The organism is Parabacteroides johnsonii DSM 18315 (assembly GCF_025151045.1).
Taxonomy (GTDB): Bacteria; Bacteroidota; Bacteroidia; order Bacteroidales; family Tannerellaceae; genus Parabacteroides; species Parabacteroides johnsonii.
This window is the reverse complement of record NZ_CP102285.1, coordinates 3,757,384-3,778,730: the sequence shown is the minus strand read 5'-3', so window position 1 is coordinate 3,778,730 and position 21,347 is coordinate 3,757,384. Positions and strand designations below refer to the sequence as shown.

The following is a 21,347-nucleotide window of genomic DNA, read 5'->3' as shown; positions in this document are numbered from 1 at the left end:
AGCACACATATACAAAAGAGGTATAAACGGACATTTATGTTATGATAAATTTTAAAATTATTGTCGCAATTGTTTTATTGTTTTTTTTGCAAGTCGAAAAAACGATTGCTCAACAAGAGATAGATCTTGCGGGTAGTTGGGGCTTTGAGACAGATGTTATGGATTTTCGCCGTTCCGGTGTGGAGATACGTGGCGATGGGGAGTTGCATGATACAATTATTTTGCCCGGTATTACAGATCAATATCATATAGGGAACCGTACGACTTACAAATATTATGACCGTTTGACGCGCAAGTATGAATATATGGCACCGGCTTGGTATCGTAAGCAGATACAAATCCCCGAATCATGGAGTGGTAAACGTATACATCTCTATTTGGAACGCGCTCATTGGCTGACTGCCATTTATAGTGGAAGGACGGAGGTGAACAGGAATGACTATATCAGTGTACCTCATATACATGATCTTACCGGCTATCTGAAGCCTGGACAGGAAAATATTATTGATTTAATGATCGACAATCGTTATCAGTATAATATGCATAAATGGGATCATGCCCATACCGAATTTACACAGATTAATTGGAATGGTGTGATTGGGGATATGAAACTTGTTGCTTTGGATCCGGTTTATATGGATGATCTACAGCTCTATCCTGATGTGCAGCGACAGCAGGTCACGGTTTGTCTCAGTCTTGTGAATACAACCGGAAAGCCTTTTACGGGTAAAGCCTTGCTGGAAGTGACTGGACATGGGCTGGAGGTGAAGAAAGAGGTGGAAGTTGCTTCGGCCGATTCTATCATTAGTTTGGAAACAACATTGGTATTGGGCAAAAAGGTGAAATTGTGGGATGAATTTTCGCCTGACCTGTATCAATTGCAGTGTTCTTTGCTCTCTTCTGGAAGTGAAGAAGTGAAACAACAGAAGCAGCTCTCTTTCGGTATGAGAGAGGTAAAAGCTGTAGGAGATGATATTTTGCTTAATGGGCATCGTTTGCATTTGCGTGGTACGGTAAACAATGCTGAGTTCCCGCTTACAGGTCATGTTCCTATGGATGATGCTTCATGGGAACACATTTTTGACATACTCAAATCGTATGGAATGAACCACATGCGTTTCCATTCATGGTGTCCGCCTGCCGCTTGTTTCCGTATGGCCGACAAGATGGGGGTCTATTTGGAAGTGGAGATGCCAATGTGGGGAGCTGATGCCAAGCCCGGAGATGAGGCACGTAATGATTTCTTCCGCCGTGAACTCAAAGCTATACTTAAAGAATATGGGAATCATCCTTCTTTCTTGTTGTATTGTAACGGAAATGAACTGGAGGGTGACTTTGATTTTTTGAACGAACTGACCGAATACGGACGTAGTCATGATAACCGCCGTCTATTTAGTGGATCTACTGCTCGCAAGCATGTTAAGGCAGAACAGTTTTATGTGTCCCATCGTTCCGATAAAGGAAGTGTGACTATTTACGAAGGTCGTCCGATGACTGACTGGGATATTAATGCCGGACATGGTACCGGACAGCCTATTATCAGTCATGAAACGGGGCAGCGTTGTGTATATCCTGATTTTAGTGAGATTTCGGCTTATACAGGCCCTGTGGAAGCACGTAACCTGGAACGTTATCGTGATTCACTGGCTGCTCATGGAATGGAGAATCTTGCCGCAGACTTTTTCCGAGTGTCGGGACAACAGACCCGGATTGAATATAAAGATGTGATCGAGGGGCAGCTGCGCAGTTCGCTTTCATCGGGATTTCAGTTGTTGAGCTTGATTGACTTTCCTGGACAAGGTTATGCTCCGGTAGGAATTCTCAATGCCTTTTGGAAGAGTAAGGGAATCATTACACCAGAAAAATTTCGGGAATTTTGTGCTCCCAGCGTAGCTTTACTACGTTTTCAGAAGCGTGCTTTTTTCAATGATGAAATCTTTAGTGGCAAAGCCGAGTTGTACAATTATTCTCCTTCCCGTTTCCGTCGTCCTGATGTCCGCTGGCATGTGACGGACAGTCGTGGAACTACGCTTTATAGTGGCCGGATCAGTTGTAAGGAGATTTCCAATTATGGCGTTTATCCTCTCGGTGAGTTTGAGTTTCCGTTGAACCGGATTACAAGTAACGAAAAGTTGACTGTACATCTTTGTGTGGACAAGAAGATTACCAACAGTTGGGATATATGGGTTTATCCTCGGAAGCAAGTCAAAGAAATTCTGAAGTCTGACAATCAGGTGCTTTTTACGACCTCCTATACGGCAGAAGCCCGACGTTATCTGCAAGCTGGCAAAAGTGTGGTTCTGTTGCCTCGTCCGGAGGCTGTGAAAGGGCGGAAGTCAAATTTCCATAATCATTTTTGGAATCCGATCATGTTTAAGTGGCAACCTCTTACGTTGGGGTGTCTGATTCATAAAGAACAGCCAATGTTTGCCGATTTCGTAACAGATGAGTTTGTGGACTGGCAATGGTGGGATATTTTGTGCCATGCGAAAGTGATTGAAATGAATGCAGCTCCCAATGCCTTGCTTCCTTTTATCCAAAACATTGACACTTATCAGCACAACCATAAACTCGGAATCGGATTCGAGGCCAAGTTGCATGGAGGCAAGTTGCTTGTACTGGTAATAGATACGGAAAATAAGATCGATCAACGTCCTGCTTCTCTTCAATTGTTGCAAAGCATCAGTAACTATGTCCGGAGTGAGGCGTTCCGGCCGGTGGTGGATATTGATGAAGCGTTTGTCGCTTCTTTCCTTACTCCACAACTTGACAATGAAATAAAAGAGGCTGTGCAGGATGAATTTCTTAATTCTTTCCAGAACAAGTGATAATCTGTTTGCTCTCTACCTGCCTGTTTTTGTCAGTGATGGTTAGGGTCTGGAATTTTAAGTTGTTTTCGATATTGGGAATGTGGGGTCGAGGGATAATCCTTGCGGGGTATTTGTAAATGAAAAAGCAATCCGTGAATTTTTTGAAAGATGAAAAATCGTACCTTTGTACGGTTAACAGATAAAAAGAAAAGAACAGTGGCAAAGATAGTGGAAACACCCTTGATGAAGCAGTATTTCGATATAAAGGCGAAACATCCTGATGCAATCCTGCTATTCCGTGTCGGCGACTTTTACGAAATGTATGGTGAAGACGCTGTGACCGGAGCTGAAATACTGGGTATCGTACAGACGAAAAAAGCGAACGGACCGGGGCAAACGATCGAGATGGCCGGTTTCCCTCACCATGCACTGGACAGTTATCTGCCTAAACTGGTGCGTGCCGGCAAGCGCGTAGCCATCTGCGACCAGCTGGAAGATCCGAAGCTTACGAAAAAACTGGTGAAACGCGGCATCACTGAATTGGTGACTCCGGGTGTCTCTATCAATGACAATATCCTCAACCATAAAGAAAACAACTTCCTTGCCGCCATCCATTTTGGAAAGGATGTTTGTGGAATCGCGTTTCTCGATATCTCTACCGGCGAGTTCTTGACGGCCGAGGGATCTATCGATTATGTGGATAAACTGCTGAACAACTTTTCTCCGAAAGAAGTCTTGGTCGAACGAGGCAGCCGTAAACGTTTTGAAGAGGCTTTCGGTCCCCGGTTCTTTATTTTCGAACTGGATGATTGGGTGTTTACTTCGGAAGCTGCTAATGACCGCCTGTTGAAACATTTCGAAACGAAGAATTTGAAAGGTTTCGGTGTCCAACACTTGAAATTAGGAATCGTAGCCTCGGGTGCCATCCTGTATTATTTGGATCAGACGCAACACACCCATATTTCTCATATCACTTCCCTTTCCCGTATTGAAGAAGACCGTTATGTGCGCCTCGATAAGTTTACGGTACGCAGCCTGGAGTTGGTCAGTACGATGAACGAGGAGGGGACGAGTTTGCTGGATGTGTTGGACAAGACCGTTTCTCCGATGGGATCACGTATGTTACGCCGTTGGATCTTGTTCCCCTTGAAGGATGTGAAACCGATTCATGAGCGTCAGGACGTAGTGGAATATTTTTTTCGGCATCCTGAAGTGAAAGAACTGTTGGAAGAAAAACTCGAACAGATCGGCGATTTGGAACGTATTATTTCTAAAGTAGCGGTCGGTCGCGTCTCTCCCCGCGAAGTGGTGCAGTTGAAAGTTGCCCTTCGTGCCATCGAGCCGATCAAGGAGGCTTGTATGGCAAGCGATGAGCCGAGTCTTTGCCGTATCGGCGAACAGTTGAATGCCTGTGCCCTGATCCGTGACCGGATAGAAAAGGAGATCAATAACGATCCGCCTTCTTTGTTGAACCGGGGCGGTGTGATTGCGACAGGCGTGAACGCTGAGCTCGACGAATTGCGTGCAATCGCTTATTCGGGAAAAGATTATCTCTTGAAGGTACAAGCACGGGAAATAGAGCTGACAGGCATATCGAGCCTTAAAATCGGTTTCAATAACGTCTTCGGGTATTATATCGAGGTGCGTAATGCCTATAAGGACAAAGTTCCTGCCGAATGGATACGCAAACAGACCTTGGTGAATGCCGAGCGTTATATTACCGAAGAATTGAAAGAATACGAAGAAAAGATATTAGGGGCGGAAGAGAAGATACTTTCGCTGGAAGCCCGTCTCTTTAACGAACTGGTACTTTGTCTTTCCGAATATATTCCGCCTATCCAGATGAATGCAAATCTGATCGGTCGTCTGGATTGCCTGCTCTCGTTTGCCAAAGTGGCGGAAATCAACTGCTATATCCGTCCGGATGTGAATGATTCGCAGGTGATAGATATTAAGGCAGGCCGCCATCCGGTGATTGAAAAACAGTTGCCTATAGGAGAACCTTATATTGCCAATGATGTCTATCTAGACGATGAAAAACAGCAGATTATCATTATCACTGGACCGAACATGGCCGGTAAGTCCGCTTTGCTTCGCCAGACAGCTTTGATCACGTTGATGTCCCAGATCGGTTGTTTTGTTCCTGCTGAATGCGCTCATATTGGGATTGTGGACAAGATATTTACGCGTGTGGGAGCTTCGGATAACATTTCGGTTGGAGAATCCACTTTCATGGTGGAGATGAACGAGGCTTCGGATATCCTCAACAATATGTCTTCCCGCAGTCTTGTCCTGTTTGACGAATTGGGGCGCGGAACAAGTACATACGATGGTATTTCTATTGCCTGGGCGATTGTCGAATATATCCACGAACATCCCAATGCCCGTGCGAAGACGCTGTTTGCTACGCATTACCATGAACTGAATGAGATGGAAACCTCTTTCAAGCGTATCAAGAACTATAATGTTTCGGTGAAGGAGGTCAATAATAAAGTGATTTTCTTGCGCAAATTGGTTCCCGGAGGAAGTGAGCACAGTTTCGGTATCCATGTGGCCAAGATGGCTGGTATGCCGAAAAGCATCGTAAAGCGTTCCAATGAGATCCTGAAACAGCTGGAAACGGAAAACCGTCAGGAGGGGATTGCTACGGAAAAGCGCAAAGGCGGCATTAAAAGCAAGCCTGTAAAAGGAATCGCTTCATCGGCAGATGGCTATCAACTCAGCTTTTTCCAATTGGACGATCCGGTACTCAGTCAGGTGCGGGATGAGATCAAAAATTTGGATGTCAATAATCTGACACCACTGGAAGCCCTGAACAAGCTGAGCGAGATACGAAGGATTATTACTGGAAAATAAAACGACTACTGGTGTTTATCTGGGGGATCTCTCACCATAAAAGAGAAGGTCTCTCTTATGTCGCATAGGGTGTCTATCTGAGAGGTATGTCGAAACAAAATCCTGCATACTAATAGCCATAATTTAAGCACGGATTACACGGAAATAAAAAATTTATCCGTGTAATCCGTGTCTAAAAGATCGTGATAGAGGTGTTTTGACTCTTTTTAAAGAGCCTCTCTCTTTTTCTTGTTTTTTAACAAATCTGGATAATAGGTATGTCTAATAGGAAAGCTATCTTTTTTAGTTTATCTGCAACATGTCCGATACCGATTGCACAGTGGTGTGAAGGACCCGCCTTACTCCATCGGTTCATAAAAGTTCGGGCTCCGCAACTGAACCTGTAACGGCTGTTCGTATTTCCTATGTGCAGGGTGGATCCGTTGGTTGATTCTCCCTCTGCGACAAGTAGAAATACACCATCATTATTTTCACATACGGATAGAAAAGTGACAGGTCCTTGCTTGACGCGCATCTGAATGGATAATCCTTTGCCTGGTTTGCCATGATATATGGGTAACGGTACAAGGCTGACCTTTCCCTCAGCAATGGCGAAATGGGCAGGCCCGTCATGTCCCCATAAAACAACATCATCATTGAAGTCCATAGCATACGGCTCAGAGAATGAACCTCCAGCATCTAAAAGAGAAAGGAGCTTCATGGCTTGTACATTCTTTACTTCGCATTCGCCTGCTACCGGGATGCCACGTCCCGTAAGTAGGGTATTGCCGGCTATTACGGAAGTCACGATATTTTCATAATCGTTTCCTTTCCAGCCTTCGTAGTAGTAGGCCATTGAACCGAGGTTATGGGATTCGACCAGTTTATCGAGTGCGATAGAAGTACGGGCTGCGCAATCCAATTCGTATTCTTCACAATGCGGATCGACTTTAAACTTCATAGAAAATTCCAGACGTTTTGCTGTTAGTTCATCTTTCGTTACAGCATCCCGGTAAGCTTTGAGTTCGCACATTTCGATAAGTTCTATGTGAGTGCCGAAAGTGAAGGATTGCCGGGTAATGTCGGTGTAAACGTCCAGCATACCGCAATAATAGTGTCCGAGAATACCCATCTGGTTGTTGCGCATCCCTTGTACGGCCCTTGCCGCATCGATCCAGTTTTTGATTTCGTTCCATACGTATGGTTCTTCGAGGTAACCGGTCAGAATGTCGTATTTGATGCCGGCACGGTTGAATACACAGGCAAATTCAGGAGTGGAACAGGCTTGGCAGTGAGCCAGCCATTCGCCGGTCATTTTTCCACGGTCGCCTAATCCGTTGATATAATTGTAATTTATGGTGGCTACGGGTTGTATGTTGAGCAGGATAACCGGAATCTTGATGCGCTGGGCGATCGGAAGAATAGTCGATGAAAGGGCATAGGTCGAAATAAAGATGAAGAGGATTTCTATGTCTTCACTTTTTAAAACTTCTGCTGTCCGGGTTGCCTTTTCCGGGCTGTCTACTATTCCCCCGTCAATCACGGTTGCCTGTAAGCCGGACATGCGTTCTTTTATCATTCTTTGGTAATCCGTCAATCGGGAGAGAAGCCCTTCGAATTGATTCCAATAGGTGTTCAATCCGACCCCGATCAGTCCGACTTTAACTTCCTTTTTTGTTGTATTCATGGTATTCTTCATTATTTATTTTTCTTCACTTTGAAAGTATAAATACCGGAACCTGTTGTTGCCACGACATACCGGTTCCCCTCTTGTTTGCAATTGATTTCGGGGACATCTTCTAATCGTACACCGCTTTCGGTTATTTGTTTCGTATCGGCAGCCGGAAGATAGATAGAGGCCTTGCTGTTTGCCGGTACTTCCACTCGGATGATAAATTCTTTATCGTTGTCTTTCCAGTCGGAAACAATCTGTCCGTAAGGTGATTTGTAGGAAACCTGTGCGTCGCGGACATCACCGACCGGTTCGGGTTTGATGACAATATGCTTAAACCCGAAGGAATCTTCTTTCTGGCGGATGCCTCCTAAGCCGCTGAATAACCATTCCATCAGGTGTCCCAGCATAAAATGATTATTCGATACGAAGCCGTATGCCTGCCAGGATTCGGTGAGAGCGGTGGCTCCGTGTGCTAGTTGCCAACCGTATCCCGGTGTGTCGTACTTGCAGTTCATGTCGTAAATGACATCTGAAGCACCACCGGCTTCAAGGGCACGCAAGACATAGCGGTAGCCAACGTCGCCTGCCGTCAGGGCGTTGTTGCGTCTGCGGATATCGGCAATCAGGTTATCGAATACTTGCTGCCTGTTTTCCGACGTTGTCAGTTCCATGTAGAGTGCGACGGCGTTTGCTGCCTGGCTGTTGCGGTCGTAGGTACGGGTGGACGGATTCCAGAAAGTCTGGTTGAAGGCTTGTTTGATTTGGGCTGCTAAATCCTGATACTTGCATGCATCGTCCGGCTTCCCTAAAAGGTTTGCCATTTTCTCCATCAGAGTGACGTCGTAATAGTAGATGGCCGTTGCCGTTACGCCATTGGAGGTCAGTTGCGATTCTCCCGGACTTTTCGGACCGATGTCGAACCAGTCTCCTAAACCGTAAGAGATGATGTGGTTATCGGCTTTCGAGGAAAGGTAGTCGATGTAGCGTTGCATATCCGGATAATAGGTTTCGATCGGGCGCGTATCGCCATACCATTGGTAAATGTACCAAGGGCTGATGACAAATGTGCTTCCCCATTCCGGCGTATCCTTGAAGCCTCCTTCGAATTCGACCAGTTCGGGAGCAATGGTCGGTATCATGCCGTTGGCTGCTTGTGTAGAGCGCATATCGTTGAATGTCTTTTCGTACAGGCGTGCCAGGTTGTAGCGGTATTGTACGGAGTATTGCATCAGGTGAGCTTCTTCCAGCCAACCCAACTTCTCACGATGCGGGCAGTCGGTCAGCACGCTTGCCATATTGCTGCGGATCGCCCAGTCGATCAGTTCATATGTCTGGTTGAACAACGGCTTGGAACAATGGAAACTTCCTACATTTTCGGCCGAATTGCAAGTATGAAGACCTGTGATTTCCATTATTTCAGGTAGTTCGTCCGGATTGGGTTGGCCGGCAGGAACAGCACCTTCGACCTGCACGTAACGAAAACCGTAATAAGTAAACTGGGGTTGCCAGCTTTCAAAACCTTTTCCTTTCGGTGTGTAACCAAACCAGAAAGGAGCACCGGATGCGCTTTGGTTTACGGTACTGTCCGGGTTCAGCAGTTCTGCCGGATAGAGCTTAACCGGGTGTGTGTCCTTTGAATGCAGGGAAAGCCGTATGATGCCGGAAAAGTTTTGTCCCAAATCGTATACCCATTGTCCTTGTCTGGTCTTGAAAAGGCGGACGGTTGGGATCCGGTCACGTACGGTCAGCGGTGTGGAGCGTTGAGAGAGGAGCCGGGTTTTCCAGCCTGTGTCGAGGGCTTTGTTCCAGGTACGGTCGTCGAAACCGGGTTGCATCCATCCGGCCTGTTCTTTCGTGGCATCGTAGTCTTCACCGCCGTAAATACTACTGTAGGTAACGGGGCTTTCGGTTGTTTTCCAGTCTGTACCGGTTACGATGGTCTGCGTACTGCCGTCTGCATATTCGATTTGTATTTTCATCAAAAGGCGTGGGGCACCATATGAAGCAAGCAGTTTGAAATAACGTTCCCGCGGGATATTGAAAAAGCCGTTTCCTAACATGACGCCTATTACGTTTCCGCCTTGCTTTAGTTGTCCGGACAGATCGAAAGTGACATACAGCGCACATTTATCATATTTTGTCCATCCAGGATCGAGAAAGTTGTTACCCACCTTTTCTCCATTCAGGAACATATCGAAATGTCCGAGCCCGGAGACATAGGCGGTTGCTCGTTTCACCGGTTTTTGAACTGTAAATTCTTTTCGGAATTGGGGGAGGCGGTACATACCGATCTTTTTGCCTTTGAGTTCCCGGTCCACGTTGGCCAGTCCATGCAGCCCTGTCGTGATGATTTCGTCTTTCCTGTCTTTTTCCAGTGCAATCCATTTGGCATTGCTCCAGTCTTTTTCCGAAAGAAGTCCCATGCCGAAGGTATGTGTACAGCTCCAACGGGAAGGGCTGTCCTCCTTATCCCAACTCCTTACTTTCCAGTAGTAGGTCTGCCCTGCTTTCAATTCTTTTCCTTTGAAAGGAACGAGGATCGAGGCGGAAGAAAGCGTTTTTCCGCTATCCCAGATATTTCCGTTACCAGCTTGTAGTTTTTCCGGAGAATCGGCCACTAATATCTGCCAGGCCGATTGTTCGAAGTTCCGTTGTTGTGTCTGTATCTGCCAGCTGAAACAAGGTTGTCCTGTTTCGATTCCTAACGGGTTTTCTTCCTGTTCGCATCGCAGGTTGTAAATGGAATGTGTGTCCGCTGCCTGTAGAAGGAGAGGAAAAAACATATATAAGATACAAATGTTTAAAAGTCTATTTTTCATGCTACCGTCCTTTGTTTTTAAAGGTGCCATGCTTTTCCGGAAAAGCATGCACCCTTTTTTCGTGTATGTTTAATGAATTAATTCAAAATCTTCCATCAGCCCGTAATCCACCATCTGATATTCATTTCCGGGTATCGGTTTGTCTACATTTTTCCAATGCCAGGGAGATGCCAAACCGGGAGCCGGATTCCGGTAATGTGGACCTAAAAGGTTTTTTAAGCTGCCGATCACATGTACATCAATCGTATTGCTGCCTTCTTTCAGGTAAGACGTTACATCCAGTTGCCAGGGGGCGAAAGCAATTGTACCGGCTTTCTGTCCGTTGACATATACTTCTGCTATCGTACCGTTCCATTTGTTCAGTTTGATAGCATATCTATCTGTAAGGTTATTGAGGGTATATTCTTTGCTATAGCTCATCTCCCATGAATAGAACGGTTGCTTCTGTTCTTTCCAGCTACCCAGTGTGAACGATTCTTGTGGCGCACCTATGCTCCATCCTTCTTGTTCGGGTACGACCGAGAAGTTTCCGATGATGTAGACCGGTTCTATCTCTGCAAAAATACGCATCGGGTTGATGCTGAGTTCTACCGTATTGCTACCTTTTTTCACCTGTCCGCCTATCGGATAAACGCCAAAAGAACGGTCTAGCCACCATTCATCAGGAAGAACGTTCACAAGATTTCCGTTGATTTTGACGGTAAATAATTCGGGGCGTTCAGAAACCAGCTTGATACCGGAATAGTCGAAATCGTCGTTTACTGTAAAATGATAGGAGGCTGTGAAACCGCCATCCTTAAAGTTGTCGCGGTCGAGGATATTCCGTTTGTATTGTACGGAGGTGTTCCAAGGATTACCGTTGGTGAATCCATGTGCTTTGAAGGCTATATCGGCAGCACGGGAGAAATGTTGTTTCTTATGTGTTTCTCCTTTTACTGTAACGTCGCAAAAGTCAATTGTCAGAGCATTGTCGCGTAAACGGCTGACGGTGGTTCGGCTTGTTGCCGTCACCAGGCGGCTTCCCACTTTTTCGGGGCGTTCCGGATAGTTTTTCGGGTTCTTGTCAGAACAGTAAAGCAAGAGGCTTCCTGCCGGTTCGATTCGGAAAGATATACTTAGTATGTCTCTTTCTTTTGAAGACGGATATGTATAGATTTCCCCGTTCAGGGCATCCATTTCCAGCATGGCTTTTCCCTGCGTCGAAAGGGTGCCGTCAACAACTTCATCCATAGAAGAGTTAACGAGAAAAACTAATTCTCCGTCTGCAAACCGGCGACGGTGGTGATATAGGTTACCACTGTTGAAAGTAATCCTGAAGTTATCGGAAGAGAAATACTGGGCAATTACATCTTTGGACAGTTTCGGGAGTGATGTGACAGTTGCACTGGTCAACAGTCTGGGCAGTTCGTCATTAACAGCCCCGTCTATCCGGGTGGGGGCGGAGAAGGTAATAATCCGACCGTCTTGCTCTATAAACTGTTGTAAGAGCTTGAAGGTCGGTTTATTTAGTGTTTCCACCATAGGTGGTAAAACGATGGTCGAGTAGGAGGCATTGCCAACGATGAAACGCCCGTTTTCTACCTTCCCAAGGTCTTTGATGATATTTTCAGAGCCGAGATCATATTCTACTTGATTCTTTTCCAAAGTTGTAACAAAAGCCTGGAAATCGGTTCCTATCTCCATGAGTTTTGGAGAACTTCCTGCATGGACGTAATAGCACCATAAGGTCGAGGTGGGTTCCAACACCAAAATATCATTCTTTTGGACTCCTTTACTCATGACAAATGAAAGGCGTCCGTAATAGTCGTTCAGTTCGCGATAGTCGGGCCACCAAGGAGAATGATAGGTGAATACCGGCGGATAATCGTATTTGCGTGCTCCTGTTAGTGTCATATGGGCTAAATGTTGGTTCATGAAGTTGACCCCGAGTGCATACTCCCAATCGCCTAACCGTTTGAAGTCTTTGAAAGTTTCGTCCCAACCTCCACCACCATAAGTTTCGCTGAGGGTACGGTTACAGCCTGTTTGGTTGGCGGCACTGCGCAATTCTTTTACTGCACGGATATTGCCGAATTGTGCTTGTGGGTTAGTTTCGTCGAACTGGTTGAACAGCATGTCAATAGCGGGTATCTGATGCCAGGCGTACATTGCCATATTGTCCGGTCCGTCGTTCATCTGCGGCCAACCGTGTTCCCAATAGTGTCCGGTCCATTTCAGGTTGTTCGTCTCGCAGTAGTTATGCCAAGGTTTGGACCAGCGGTCGACAAACATTTGCAACAGGGTTTCCATATAGTTATGACGTACCTGTTTCCAATTGCCCGTCTCTTCGTTCAGAAGGGGAAGGAGTGGTTTTAGATCGTATCCCCACTGTTTCCGGAATACTTCGAACAAGTCTGGCGTCCAGCGCAAGCCTCCGGGACTGCTGATGTTGGGCTCATCTGTGAAGATACCGAAAACAGATTTTCCGAATTCGTCCTTTATTGTTTTTTCGTATCCTTTCATCGTGAGGTCGATGAACTTTTCAGTTACACCGGGTACGAGCAGGTCTACATAAGAATACCCTCCGTACCAGTCCGATTTGCCTAAATATGTCTTTTTGTAGAGGTAATATTCTCCTTTTGCTTTTTTATGCTGGCTCAGGGCGTTCGTGATATCCGCCCATTTGTCCCCTTCTTTTTTGAGAATAATGAAATATTCGTCTGTCTTGTCAGGCAGAAGATCTGTTTTTGTCAACGCAAGTCCTTGTCCTTGGTTGTAGGATTCGGGCATCTCTTCGGGAACATGTCCTCCGGCAAAGCCGCTGGGATAGGAATTTTCATCGTAGATCCAAATGTCCAATCCTATCTCTTTCCCTTTATCGACGGCATAGCGGTAGAGGGAATGCCATTCGTCCGACATATATTCCGTGATCATGCCTGGACGAGGGTGAATAAATGCTCCTCCGCAGCCGGCATCTTTAAAATCTTTCAGCATGCGGTCTATTTCAGTTTTTGTAACTTTTCCGTTCCAAACCATAAAGGGGGCTGTACGGTACTCGGATGAAGGATTGAGAAACTGGGCTTCCAGAGTGGAAAAACTGTCTGTTGTTTCCATTTTGTTACCATTGCAACTAGCTATTCCAAGAGACAGGATACCTCCTGCGACGGTATATATAAAGTTTCTGATAATACGTTGTGTATTCATAGTGCTAATAGTAAAAAGACCTCTACTACAAAAGTAAAGGTCTTTTTGTTAATATGATAATTAATAACCTGGATTTTGTTTGAGCTGGTCATTTAATTGCAACTCGTTGTAAGGTATCGGATAAAGCAAATATTCCGGCTTTATCTGATAGGTACGTTCAGGAAGTTCCGTATCAATCGTTTTGATATATTTTCCGTAGGCGGTCATTACTTCAATAGCTTTTCCTGTTCTCAATAAATCATACCAACGATGGTTTTCAAATGCGAGTTCGTGACGTCGCTCATTGGCAACCACCTCGGCATTGATTGTTGTAACAGCAGGTAAACCTGCACGTGCACGTACTTGATTGACATAGGGTGCTGCGTCTCCTGCACGTCCTTGTTCTACCAGACATTCAGCTAACAATAACAGACAGTCCGCATAACGGTAAACAGGCCAGTTATCGTCTGTATTTTCTATTTTGGAGTGTGCGTGACGGTATTTATTGATAAACGGATAATTAACTGGGTAATCATTGATTTTGGGATCACCGACTTTTAGTACATCAGCTACGACTAAAGCGTTTGCCGCATCCAGTGTACCGACTGCAACTGCGATAGATGGGTCGACACGCAGGTCTCCAGGTTCGTAAGAAGCGATCATTTCTGGTGTCGGAACATTCCAGCCTCCTGTCAGTAACGTACTACAATCCGGAACGCCTGTAATAATTTCCGCATTCGTTGTTTTGGGAATAAAGTAGTATAACCAATCACTTTGCTGTCCCTGATCTCCCATTTGATACTGGATTTCGAAGATCGATTCTTTTCCGTTCTTTTTGGATGTGTCGTATATATCGGCATAATTGGGAAGTAATTCATATCCCATATTCATGACATCTTTCAACTGCGCTTCCGCTGTTGCATAATCCCGATCTGGTTTTGTCATTAATACATAAGCATAGAGCATTTTGGCAGCTCCTTTGGTTGCAGCACCGTTTTGCGGAAATTTGACTGTCGGAAGTTTCTCTATGGCATCTTTCACATCATCAACGATGGCTGTATAGATATCGTTAACAGATGAACGAGGTAAGAATGCGTTGTCCGCTCCTGTCACTTCTTCCAGATGCAAAGGGACGTCTCCATAGCATTGCACCAATTGGAAATACATGAAGGCACGGATGAATTTAGCTTCTCCGATCGTTTTATTTTTGAAATCATCGGGAAAAGTCGTCCCTTCAATGCGGTTCAGAATGGTGTTGGCTCTTGAAATGCCCGTATAACATGCATAATACATTTCATTTGTCCATTGGTTCTGGTCATCTACAATAAAATCCGCTATGTTTTCACGATACAAGATGTGTAGACCACGGTCTGCTTTATAGCGGGTGTAATGTGTATTGTCGGAACGCATTTCTCCCATCAGGTATCCTTGTCTTGCCGATACTCCCCGTAGAGCGGAATAGGCTCCGTTCACTGCTTGAGTGAATTGCTCCTGAGTTTTAAAGAATGTCGCATCATTTGGATAATATTGAGGTGTCAGATTCAGGAAATCTTCCGAACAAGAAGCCAAAGTCAACAATGCAACAACTAAACTAAATATCTTTTTCATGATCTTTCGTTTTAAATTTATAATTTGTTTTCCTATCAGAATGAGATATTACATCCGATACTGAATGTTCTTGGAACTGGGTAAGTCGTACGGTCTACTCCTAAGCCACTCCATCCCATATCTTCATTCATGGCTATTTCCGGGTTCATACCAGGGTATTTAGTGAATGTTACTAACTGCTGGGCTGTTACATATACTCGGAGTTTAGAGAGGTACTGGCTAGGTTTGATTGGAATCGTGTAGCCTAGAGTGATATTCTTTATGGTCAAATAGGAAGCATCATATACCCAACTGCTATTATTGAAGCGGAATAATTCCGTGGTACCGGCTTTTGTTCTTGGAACCTGTCCGTCACCTGGATTTTCTGGAGAGCGCCAACGGTTGGCAACTTTTTTCAATACATTGAAACAACCGTCGATATTCAAAGTATGCTCGTAGTTTGAATTGATGATGTCACCACCTACCTGTCCACTGATCAGAATACTCAGATCGAAGTTCTTCCAGGAAAATTCATTTGTCATACCATAAATGAAATCCGGGTTCGGATCACCGATTTTTACACGGTCATTGTTGTCGATTATACCATCAGGAACACCGTTAGGACCACTGACATCTTTCATGCGGACCGTTCCGATCTCAGATGAAGCGTGCTTTGGCTGGGAATTAAACTCTTCTTCGGTCATATATACGCCGTCAAATACATATCCCATGAATATACCGATAGGTTCTCCTACTGCTAAGCGGTTGAAATCTTCCTGATTGGAGTATCCACCTTTTGGGGTGTTGTTTGTTCCCATTTTGGTTATTTCATTCCGGTTGAAGGCTATATTCAAGTTGGTAGTCCATTTGAAATCACCGACAAGATTACGAGATTGCAAAGTGATTTCATGTCCCCATGCTTTGTAATCACCGATATTGGAATAAATGTTGGAAAAGCCGGAAGCTCTTGGGATATCGACCTGATACAAAAGTCCATCGACTTTTTTATTATAATAGTCATACATCAAATAGATACGATCGTTTAGGAAACCGATATCGACACCTAAGTCCAGTTGCTTTGTTTCTTCCCAAGTAAGAGCATTGTTCCCTAAATTACCTAATCCTTTTCCCGGAGCTAAAGAGCCACCCAAGACATAGTTATAAGTGCTAACTCCTGCAATATATCGGTAATTACCAATATTATAGTTACCGGTTAGTCCATAACTGGCCCTTATTTTCAGGTAATTCATAACATTGGTTATCGGTTCCATGAAGGCTTCGTCAGATACAATCCATCCGGCGGATATGGAAGGAAAATTTGCATATTTATTGCCTGCCCCAAAACGGGAGCAACCATCCCGGCGGAATGTCGCCTGGAGTAAATAGCGGTCTTTGAAGCTATAATTCGCGCGTGCAATGACAGAGGCTAACGCCCATTGCTCGATGTTGTTGTCACCGTTTTTTGTAGCACCGGCACCCATCCAAGGAATATCATCACTTGGAAAGTCGGTTGCTGTCAGTTGGTTATATTCGTTGGAATATTTTTGTGCACTATAACCGACCAGTGCATCTATGTTGTGGTCTCCGAATTTATGGTTATACATCAACATATTTTCAATAGTCCAACTATAGTGGAAGTTGGTGTTATATTGTCCGCTTGCTTTCTGAGGGGGAGCAGTAAACATGGCTCCACCGGCTGTCGAAGGTGTAAAATCTCTATAGTTTTTGGCACCTAAATCGAAACCAGCCTGGAATTTATATTTGATACCATTCCATATATCCAGTTCAGCAAAAGCATTGCTTAATAAAGCCAAATCCTGTGTTTTACTTGTTTTTTCATGTAAAACACGTATCCAGTTAGGTTGAGGGAACATTCCCGGAGAGTTTAGAGAAAGAATAGGTTCTCCGTTTTCATCGTAGGGATTTACAGTCGGGTCAGCCAAGAACGCAGCACTTAGTATCTGCCAACCTCCGTCTGTATTTTGGTTATTTTTGATTTGTAAGGTGGGAGCTATGTTCAGTCCTAATTTTAAGCGGTCATTTACTTGATAATCGTTGTTCGCACGTAAAGAGTAACGTTCGAAATTAGAGTTGTACATGACACCATCCTGGCGGAAGTAGCCTAATACGATAGCTGTATTGAACTTGTCTTTATTGGCTGTCACACTGATACTGTAATTCTGTGTAGCGGCGTTTCGTGTTAGTAAGTCATACCAGTTAGTTCCGGCACCGTATTGGGATGGATTTTGATATTGTTCCGGAACTCCACCGGTATAACCTTCATATCTGGCTGCATCTTCGTAGTATTCTTTTTTGTATTGAGCAAATTCTTCCCCATTCATAACATCCGGAGTCTTTAATCCCTTTAAAGTCTGGATACCGAATGAAGCATTCACATCCACTTGAGTTTTGCCTTGTTTTCCTCTTTTTGTTGTGATCAGTACGACGCCATTGGCTGCACGTGATCCATACAAAGAAGTGGCAGCAGCATCTTTCAGGATGGAAAAGGTTTCGATTTCATCTGGATTTATACTGCTTAGGTCCATATTGACAGGGATTCCATCGACCACGAATAAAGGGGAACTGCCACCATTGATAGAAGCTGCACCACGGATACGGAATCCCATGCCTTTACCCGGTTGTCCTGTAGATTGGTTGATTTGTACACCTGCTACCTGTCCTTGAAGTTTTTGAGCAAATTGTCCTACAGGAAAACTTTCTAATTCTCCTGCATCTATCTTGGAAACAGATCCGGTTAAATCCCTTTTTTTCTGTGTACCGTAGCTAACGACAACAAGTTCGTCCAGCTGGTTTACTGTTTCTTTCAAGACAACATTTAATGTTTTCTGGTTGGAGACAGGGATTGTTTTTGTTTCATATCCGATGAAACTGATGGTGAGTATTTGATTAGGGTTAACATCTATAGAAAAATTACCGTCCATGTCTGTAATGGTACCGATGGTGGTACCTTTGACGGAAATGTTTGCACCTGGTATAGGTTCTCCTTTTGCGTCGATAACCCGTCCGGACAGTTTACCGTCCGTTTGTTCTATACCACCGATGGAATCTGTGTTTGCATGAACTTTTGAAATCACATATCCGGGACTTAAAAATACTGATAATAGTACAGCTTTAGGCAGTAAGTTGCTGCATATTGATTTGGTCATAATATTAAAATTTAATTTAACAATTGAAATACTCTAATTTTCTCTACAAAAACTTTTTAGGTGTGTTATTTACTTCTCTCCATAGGCTAATGATTTAAGATTGCAATTGAATTTGTTCTGGTAGAACTATGAACTATACAGTACGGATAGTTGTAAAAAAGTAGACTTGATTATCGGTTTTGGCTTATCTGTAGAGGTTATTGGAGTCTTCTGGAAGGGAAAAAGGAGAATATTTTTTTTGAAAGAATATCAATTTGACTAATTTTAATATCATTTTTGAAAACATCCAGTAGTTTTATATACCTAATTTTGTCACGGTAGCAAACAACAGACAAGAACAGCCTTAGTTCTACCAGAACTAAGGTATTCACAAAAGCATGATTATTTTTTTTGGATATTTATACTTTTCTGGTTTTAGTTGTAACTGATCGTTACCTCTTTTTTATCGTTTTTGGAAAAACTTTTTGCCACCTCCTGTATATCCTCCAATGTGAATTTGCCTGTTATCCGGATGACCACATAGTCCGAATCTGTGTCGGCCAGCATGATCATTTCGTTGATTAGCTCACCGTTCTGGACGATGTAGAAAGAGGCACGTGTATCGTTGTCCTTGACTCGCATCAGTTCTTCATGCGATTTGCTGATGAGGCTGCTGAATTCTTTTCGCATCTGGTCCCGGACTTCACGCTTGTCGGAAGTGACGATTTGGAGGTTGTTTATTTTTCCTTTCAGATTCATCAGGTTAAGGCCGCCACTTTCTACATTAGGGATCATGTCGAACATTTTCTTGGAGATGAAGACGGATGTAACATTATCCATATCGGCATATTTTTCGAATAATTTATCTTGGGCGAAGCACAAGCTTGTGCAGCACAGAAACAGGATTAGGAATATATTCTTGGATTTCATAAGATTAATCGTTTAAATGTTTGTTTAAAATATTGTTTACTTTATCGATTTCCTGCCCTGCGTCGTTTACCCGGCTGATACCTTTATTGAGATTGTGCGACAGCAGGAGCAAAGCCTTTTCGGCGGCGACGGCGGCATCTTCCGGATTCGTATAAGTGTCATGAAGCCGATCCGGAGCATAAGACGGTACCTCGTATTGGAAAAAGCCGATGCAGAGCAGGATAGAGGCTGCGACTCCGCTTAACCAGTATAACGTTCGTCTACGGGTCGATGAACGAGTCTTTTTTTCCTCTGTGGCAGCCCAGGCGTCGATCTGCTCTTCCAGCCTGCGGGAAAGTCCTTCGGGTAAAGCCTGCTCTTCCTGGAGGGCTTTATTGATCAGTTCGTCTATATTTTTATCGTTCATATTCGTATGCATAATATTTTTCAAATTGTTCCCGGATTATTTTTCGTGCCCGGGAAAGTAGCACCCGTATGTTGACGGCACTCAGGCCGGTGATCTGTTCTATCTCATCTATCGAGCAGTCTTCGATTCCTCTCAACCGGAGGACTTGCCGCTGATTTTCCGGCAGACGGTTGATGAGATGGCGGACTTGCTCCACTTTATCTTGCATTTCCAGTTCTTTGTCCGGAGAAGAATCTGTCGAGAGGGTGACGGCTTCGGTGACATCTTCATCATGCCTGCCCGCACGGGGAGAACGAAGGAAATCGAGACAAAGATTTTTGACCAGCGTCACGCAGAAGGCTTCCGGATTCCGGACATCGGCCAGTTCATTCCGACGGCTCCACAATTTATAGTAGGCATCTTGCAGAATATCTTCGGCATCGGACTTGTTTTCGACTAATGCGTAAGCGATCCGGAAGAGCTTGGGATGGAGAGGAAGGAACAGCCTTTTAAAGCTTTCAACATCCATCTTTGTGGTCGTTTATTACTTTTTCGATATCGGATGGTTTGATTTTCCCTTTGATACGGATCAGGGCATCATCGCCTCCGTCGGTTGTCAGAATTACCAGTTCACGGATGATATCTTTGTCAATGCGTACCATTACTTTCGTACGGCTACCTCCTTCGTTGGAATTGACCATCGTTTCGTAATTCGGGTCTTTCAGTTTTTTGATGGCGGTGCGGAGATCGTTTTTGACGGTACTACCACATTCCTCGAAAGAAAGGACTTCGATGCTTTTCACACCCATCGTCTCGGTGAACAAGCTGCTTATTTTCATCAAGAACGGGCCGATTGTGACGCGGGTTACGTTTTTCTGATTGGCAAAGTCGTTGAACAGTTTGTCCATGCTTTGGCTGTATCCTGCCTGGCAGGATAGAATGAGGATCAGGATTGCAATGTATTTTTTCATCTTTCTTATGTATTAACCATTATTTAATTCCGTTATTTCCGACTCTTTCAATGCGCGCTATTGAAGAGCGTTCATTAAATAGACGGGAACGGAAAAGAAGTTGTTACAAAGAACGGAAAAAAATTATTTTTTTTCTTTGTTCTCTGCTATTTCGACAAAGTAAACGCTGGAACAGATGAGTAATATGGCTACCAGTTGTGTCCAGCTGAAACGGTCCTGCCCCAGCGTGAGTGATACGATGGTGGCGACAATCAAAATTAGATAACCATAGAGGGCTACCAGAGTCGTACTCAGATATTTCAGGCCGATAGGGATGAGTAAATAGCTGATGACGGTCGGAAAGATCAGGATGAACATCAGAATAAGGAAAGGTGTCCAATGCAAAGGTAATTCCAGTACCCTAGCATCGAAACCGGTTACCGTCGACACAATAAGGGCCGAAAAAGCAGCTCCTGTAAACGTATATCGCAACATAGTTATCACCCCGACCTTGCTCAATATCCGGTTACTGATAATCAGGTAGGCGGCATACGCGAACGAACTCATCAGGCAAAGCATATTTCCGGTAAAAGCGTCGGTTGCCAGGTCGTCACTCTTTTGTGTCAGGATGCAAAGTAGGGCACCTCCCAGCCCGATCAATATCCCGATAACCTTCATCTTCGTTATCTTCTCTTTGAAAAAGATTACGGCAAGAATGAATACCCAGATTGGTTCGAGGCTGGTGAAAATGGAGCTGGAAACCGGAGTTGTCTTACTCAGTCCGATCAGGTAGAAGAACATAAAGCCATAGATACCTAACGCCCCTAACAGGAAAAGGGATATCTTTTCTTTCCGCGTAGAGGTTTCCGGCTTTGTAAACATTCCGATAATCCAGAAAGCGACTGCTGCAAAAGTGCATCGTATCGTAACACCCGAAAGCGGCGTCATCCAGAGCGGCAGCAGATATTTCAGTGCATTCATGTTCAGACCACTGAAGGTCTTGGATATTACCATGCTGACGTTGGCTTCTGTAATTTTATTCTTCATG

Annotated in this window: 12 protein-coding genes; 2 read left to right on the top strand and 10 right to left on the bottom strand. The window is 44.5% G+C overall.

All coding sequences use genetic code 11. The features are described 5' to 3' along the window. The first annotated feature begins 41 nt into the window (after positions 1-41). Both NQ564_RS15565 and mutS read left to right on the top strand, forming a co-directional pair. Positions 42-2,828: a glycoside hydrolase family 2 protein gene (locus tag NQ564_RS15565; protein ID WP_008146736.1), complete on the top strand. Its 2,787-nt coding sequence runs from the start codon at positions 42-44 to the stop codon at positions 2,826-2,828. A 198-nt stretch (positions 2,829-3,026) separates the two neighbouring features. Next, a complete protein-coding gene (mutS, locus tag NQ564_RS15560; RefSeq protein ID WP_039848038.1) occupies positions 3,027-5,666 on the top strand; it encodes a DNA mismatch repair protein MutS in 2,640 nt (879 codons plus the stop codon). Positions 5,667-5,901: 235 nt separating this feature from the next. On the opposite strand, the gene NQ564_RS15555 is transcribed toward mutS, so the two are convergent. The 10 genes from NQ564_RS15555 to NQ564_RS15510 all read right to left on the bottom strand — a co-directional run bounded on the left by NQ564_RS15555 (position 5,902) and on the right by NQ564_RS15510 (position 21,346). After that, a complete protein-coding gene (locus NQ564_RS15555; RefSeq protein WP_039848037.1) occupies positions 5,902-7,332 on the bottom strand; it encodes an L-fucose/L-arabinose isomerase family protein in 1,431 nt (476 codons plus the stop codon). Positions 7,333-7,343: 11 nt separating this feature from the next. Next, on the bottom strand, positions 7,344-10,103 hold the full coding sequence (locus NQ564_RS15550; RefSeq protein ID WP_233426960.1) for a family 78 glycoside hydrolase catalytic domain: 2,760 nt from the start codon (positions 10,101-10,103) through the stop codon (positions 7,344-7,346). A 105-nt stretch (positions 10,104-10,208) separates the two neighbouring features. Then, the gene (locus NQ564_RS15545; RefSeq protein ID WP_008146730.1) at positions 10,209-13,322 is read right to left on the bottom strand and encodes a glycosyl hydrolase; all 3,114 of its coding nucleotides are present in this window, start codon (positions 13,320-13,322) and stop codon (positions 10,209-10,211) included. Between the two features lie 60 nt (positions 13,323-13,382). Then, positions 13,383-14,909: a RagB/SusD family nutrient uptake outer membrane protein gene (locus tag NQ564_RS15540; protein ID WP_008146729.1), complete on the bottom strand. Its 1,527-nt coding sequence runs from the start codon at positions 14,907-14,909 to the stop codon at positions 13,383-13,385. 35 nt (positions 14,910-14,944) lie between these two features. Continuing rightward, complete coding sequence (locus NQ564_RS15535) at positions 14,945-18,055, bottom strand: SusC/RagA family TonB-linked outer membrane protein (RefSeq protein WP_008146728.1); 3,111 nt, start codon at positions 18,053-18,055, stop codon at positions 14,945-14,947. A 414-nt stretch (positions 18,056-18,469) separates the two neighbouring features. Further along, positions 18,470-18,964 carry a DUF4252 domain-containing protein gene (locus NQ564_RS15530; protein ID WP_008146726.1) on the bottom strand — a complete coding sequence of 165 codons (495 nt, stop codon included), beginning with the start codon at positions 18,962-18,964 and terminating at the stop codon, positions 18,470-18,472. Between the two features lie 4 nt (positions 18,965-18,968). After that, positions 18,969-19,370 carry a hypothetical protein gene (locus NQ564_RS15525; protein ID WP_008146725.1) on the bottom strand — a complete coding sequence of 134 codons (402 nt, stop codon included), beginning with the start codon at positions 19,368-19,370 and terminating at the stop codon, positions 18,969-18,971. After that, the gene (locus tag NQ564_RS15520) at positions 19,360-19,878 is read right to left on the bottom strand and encodes an RNA polymerase sigma factor (RefSeq protein WP_008146724.1); all 519 of its coding nucleotides are present in this window, start codon (positions 19,876-19,878) and stop codon (positions 19,360-19,362) included. The genes NQ564_RS15525 and NQ564_RS15520 overlap by 11 nt, the downstream gene beginning before the upstream one ends. Then, positions 19,868-20,320, bottom strand: coding sequence for a DUF4252 domain-containing protein (locus tag NQ564_RS15515; RefSeq protein WP_008146723.1), 453 nt, complete (start codon positions 20,318-20,320; stop codon positions 19,868-19,870). The genes NQ564_RS15520 and NQ564_RS15515 overlap by 11 nt, the downstream gene beginning before the upstream one ends. Positions 20,321-20,443: 123 nt before the next feature. Next, positions 20,444-21,346 carry a DMT family transporter gene (locus tag NQ564_RS15510; RefSeq protein WP_008146722.1) on the bottom strand — a complete coding sequence of 301 codons (903 nt, stop codon included), beginning with the start codon at positions 21,344-21,346 and terminating at the stop codon, positions 20,444-20,446. Position 21,347 lies beyond the last annotated feature (1 nt).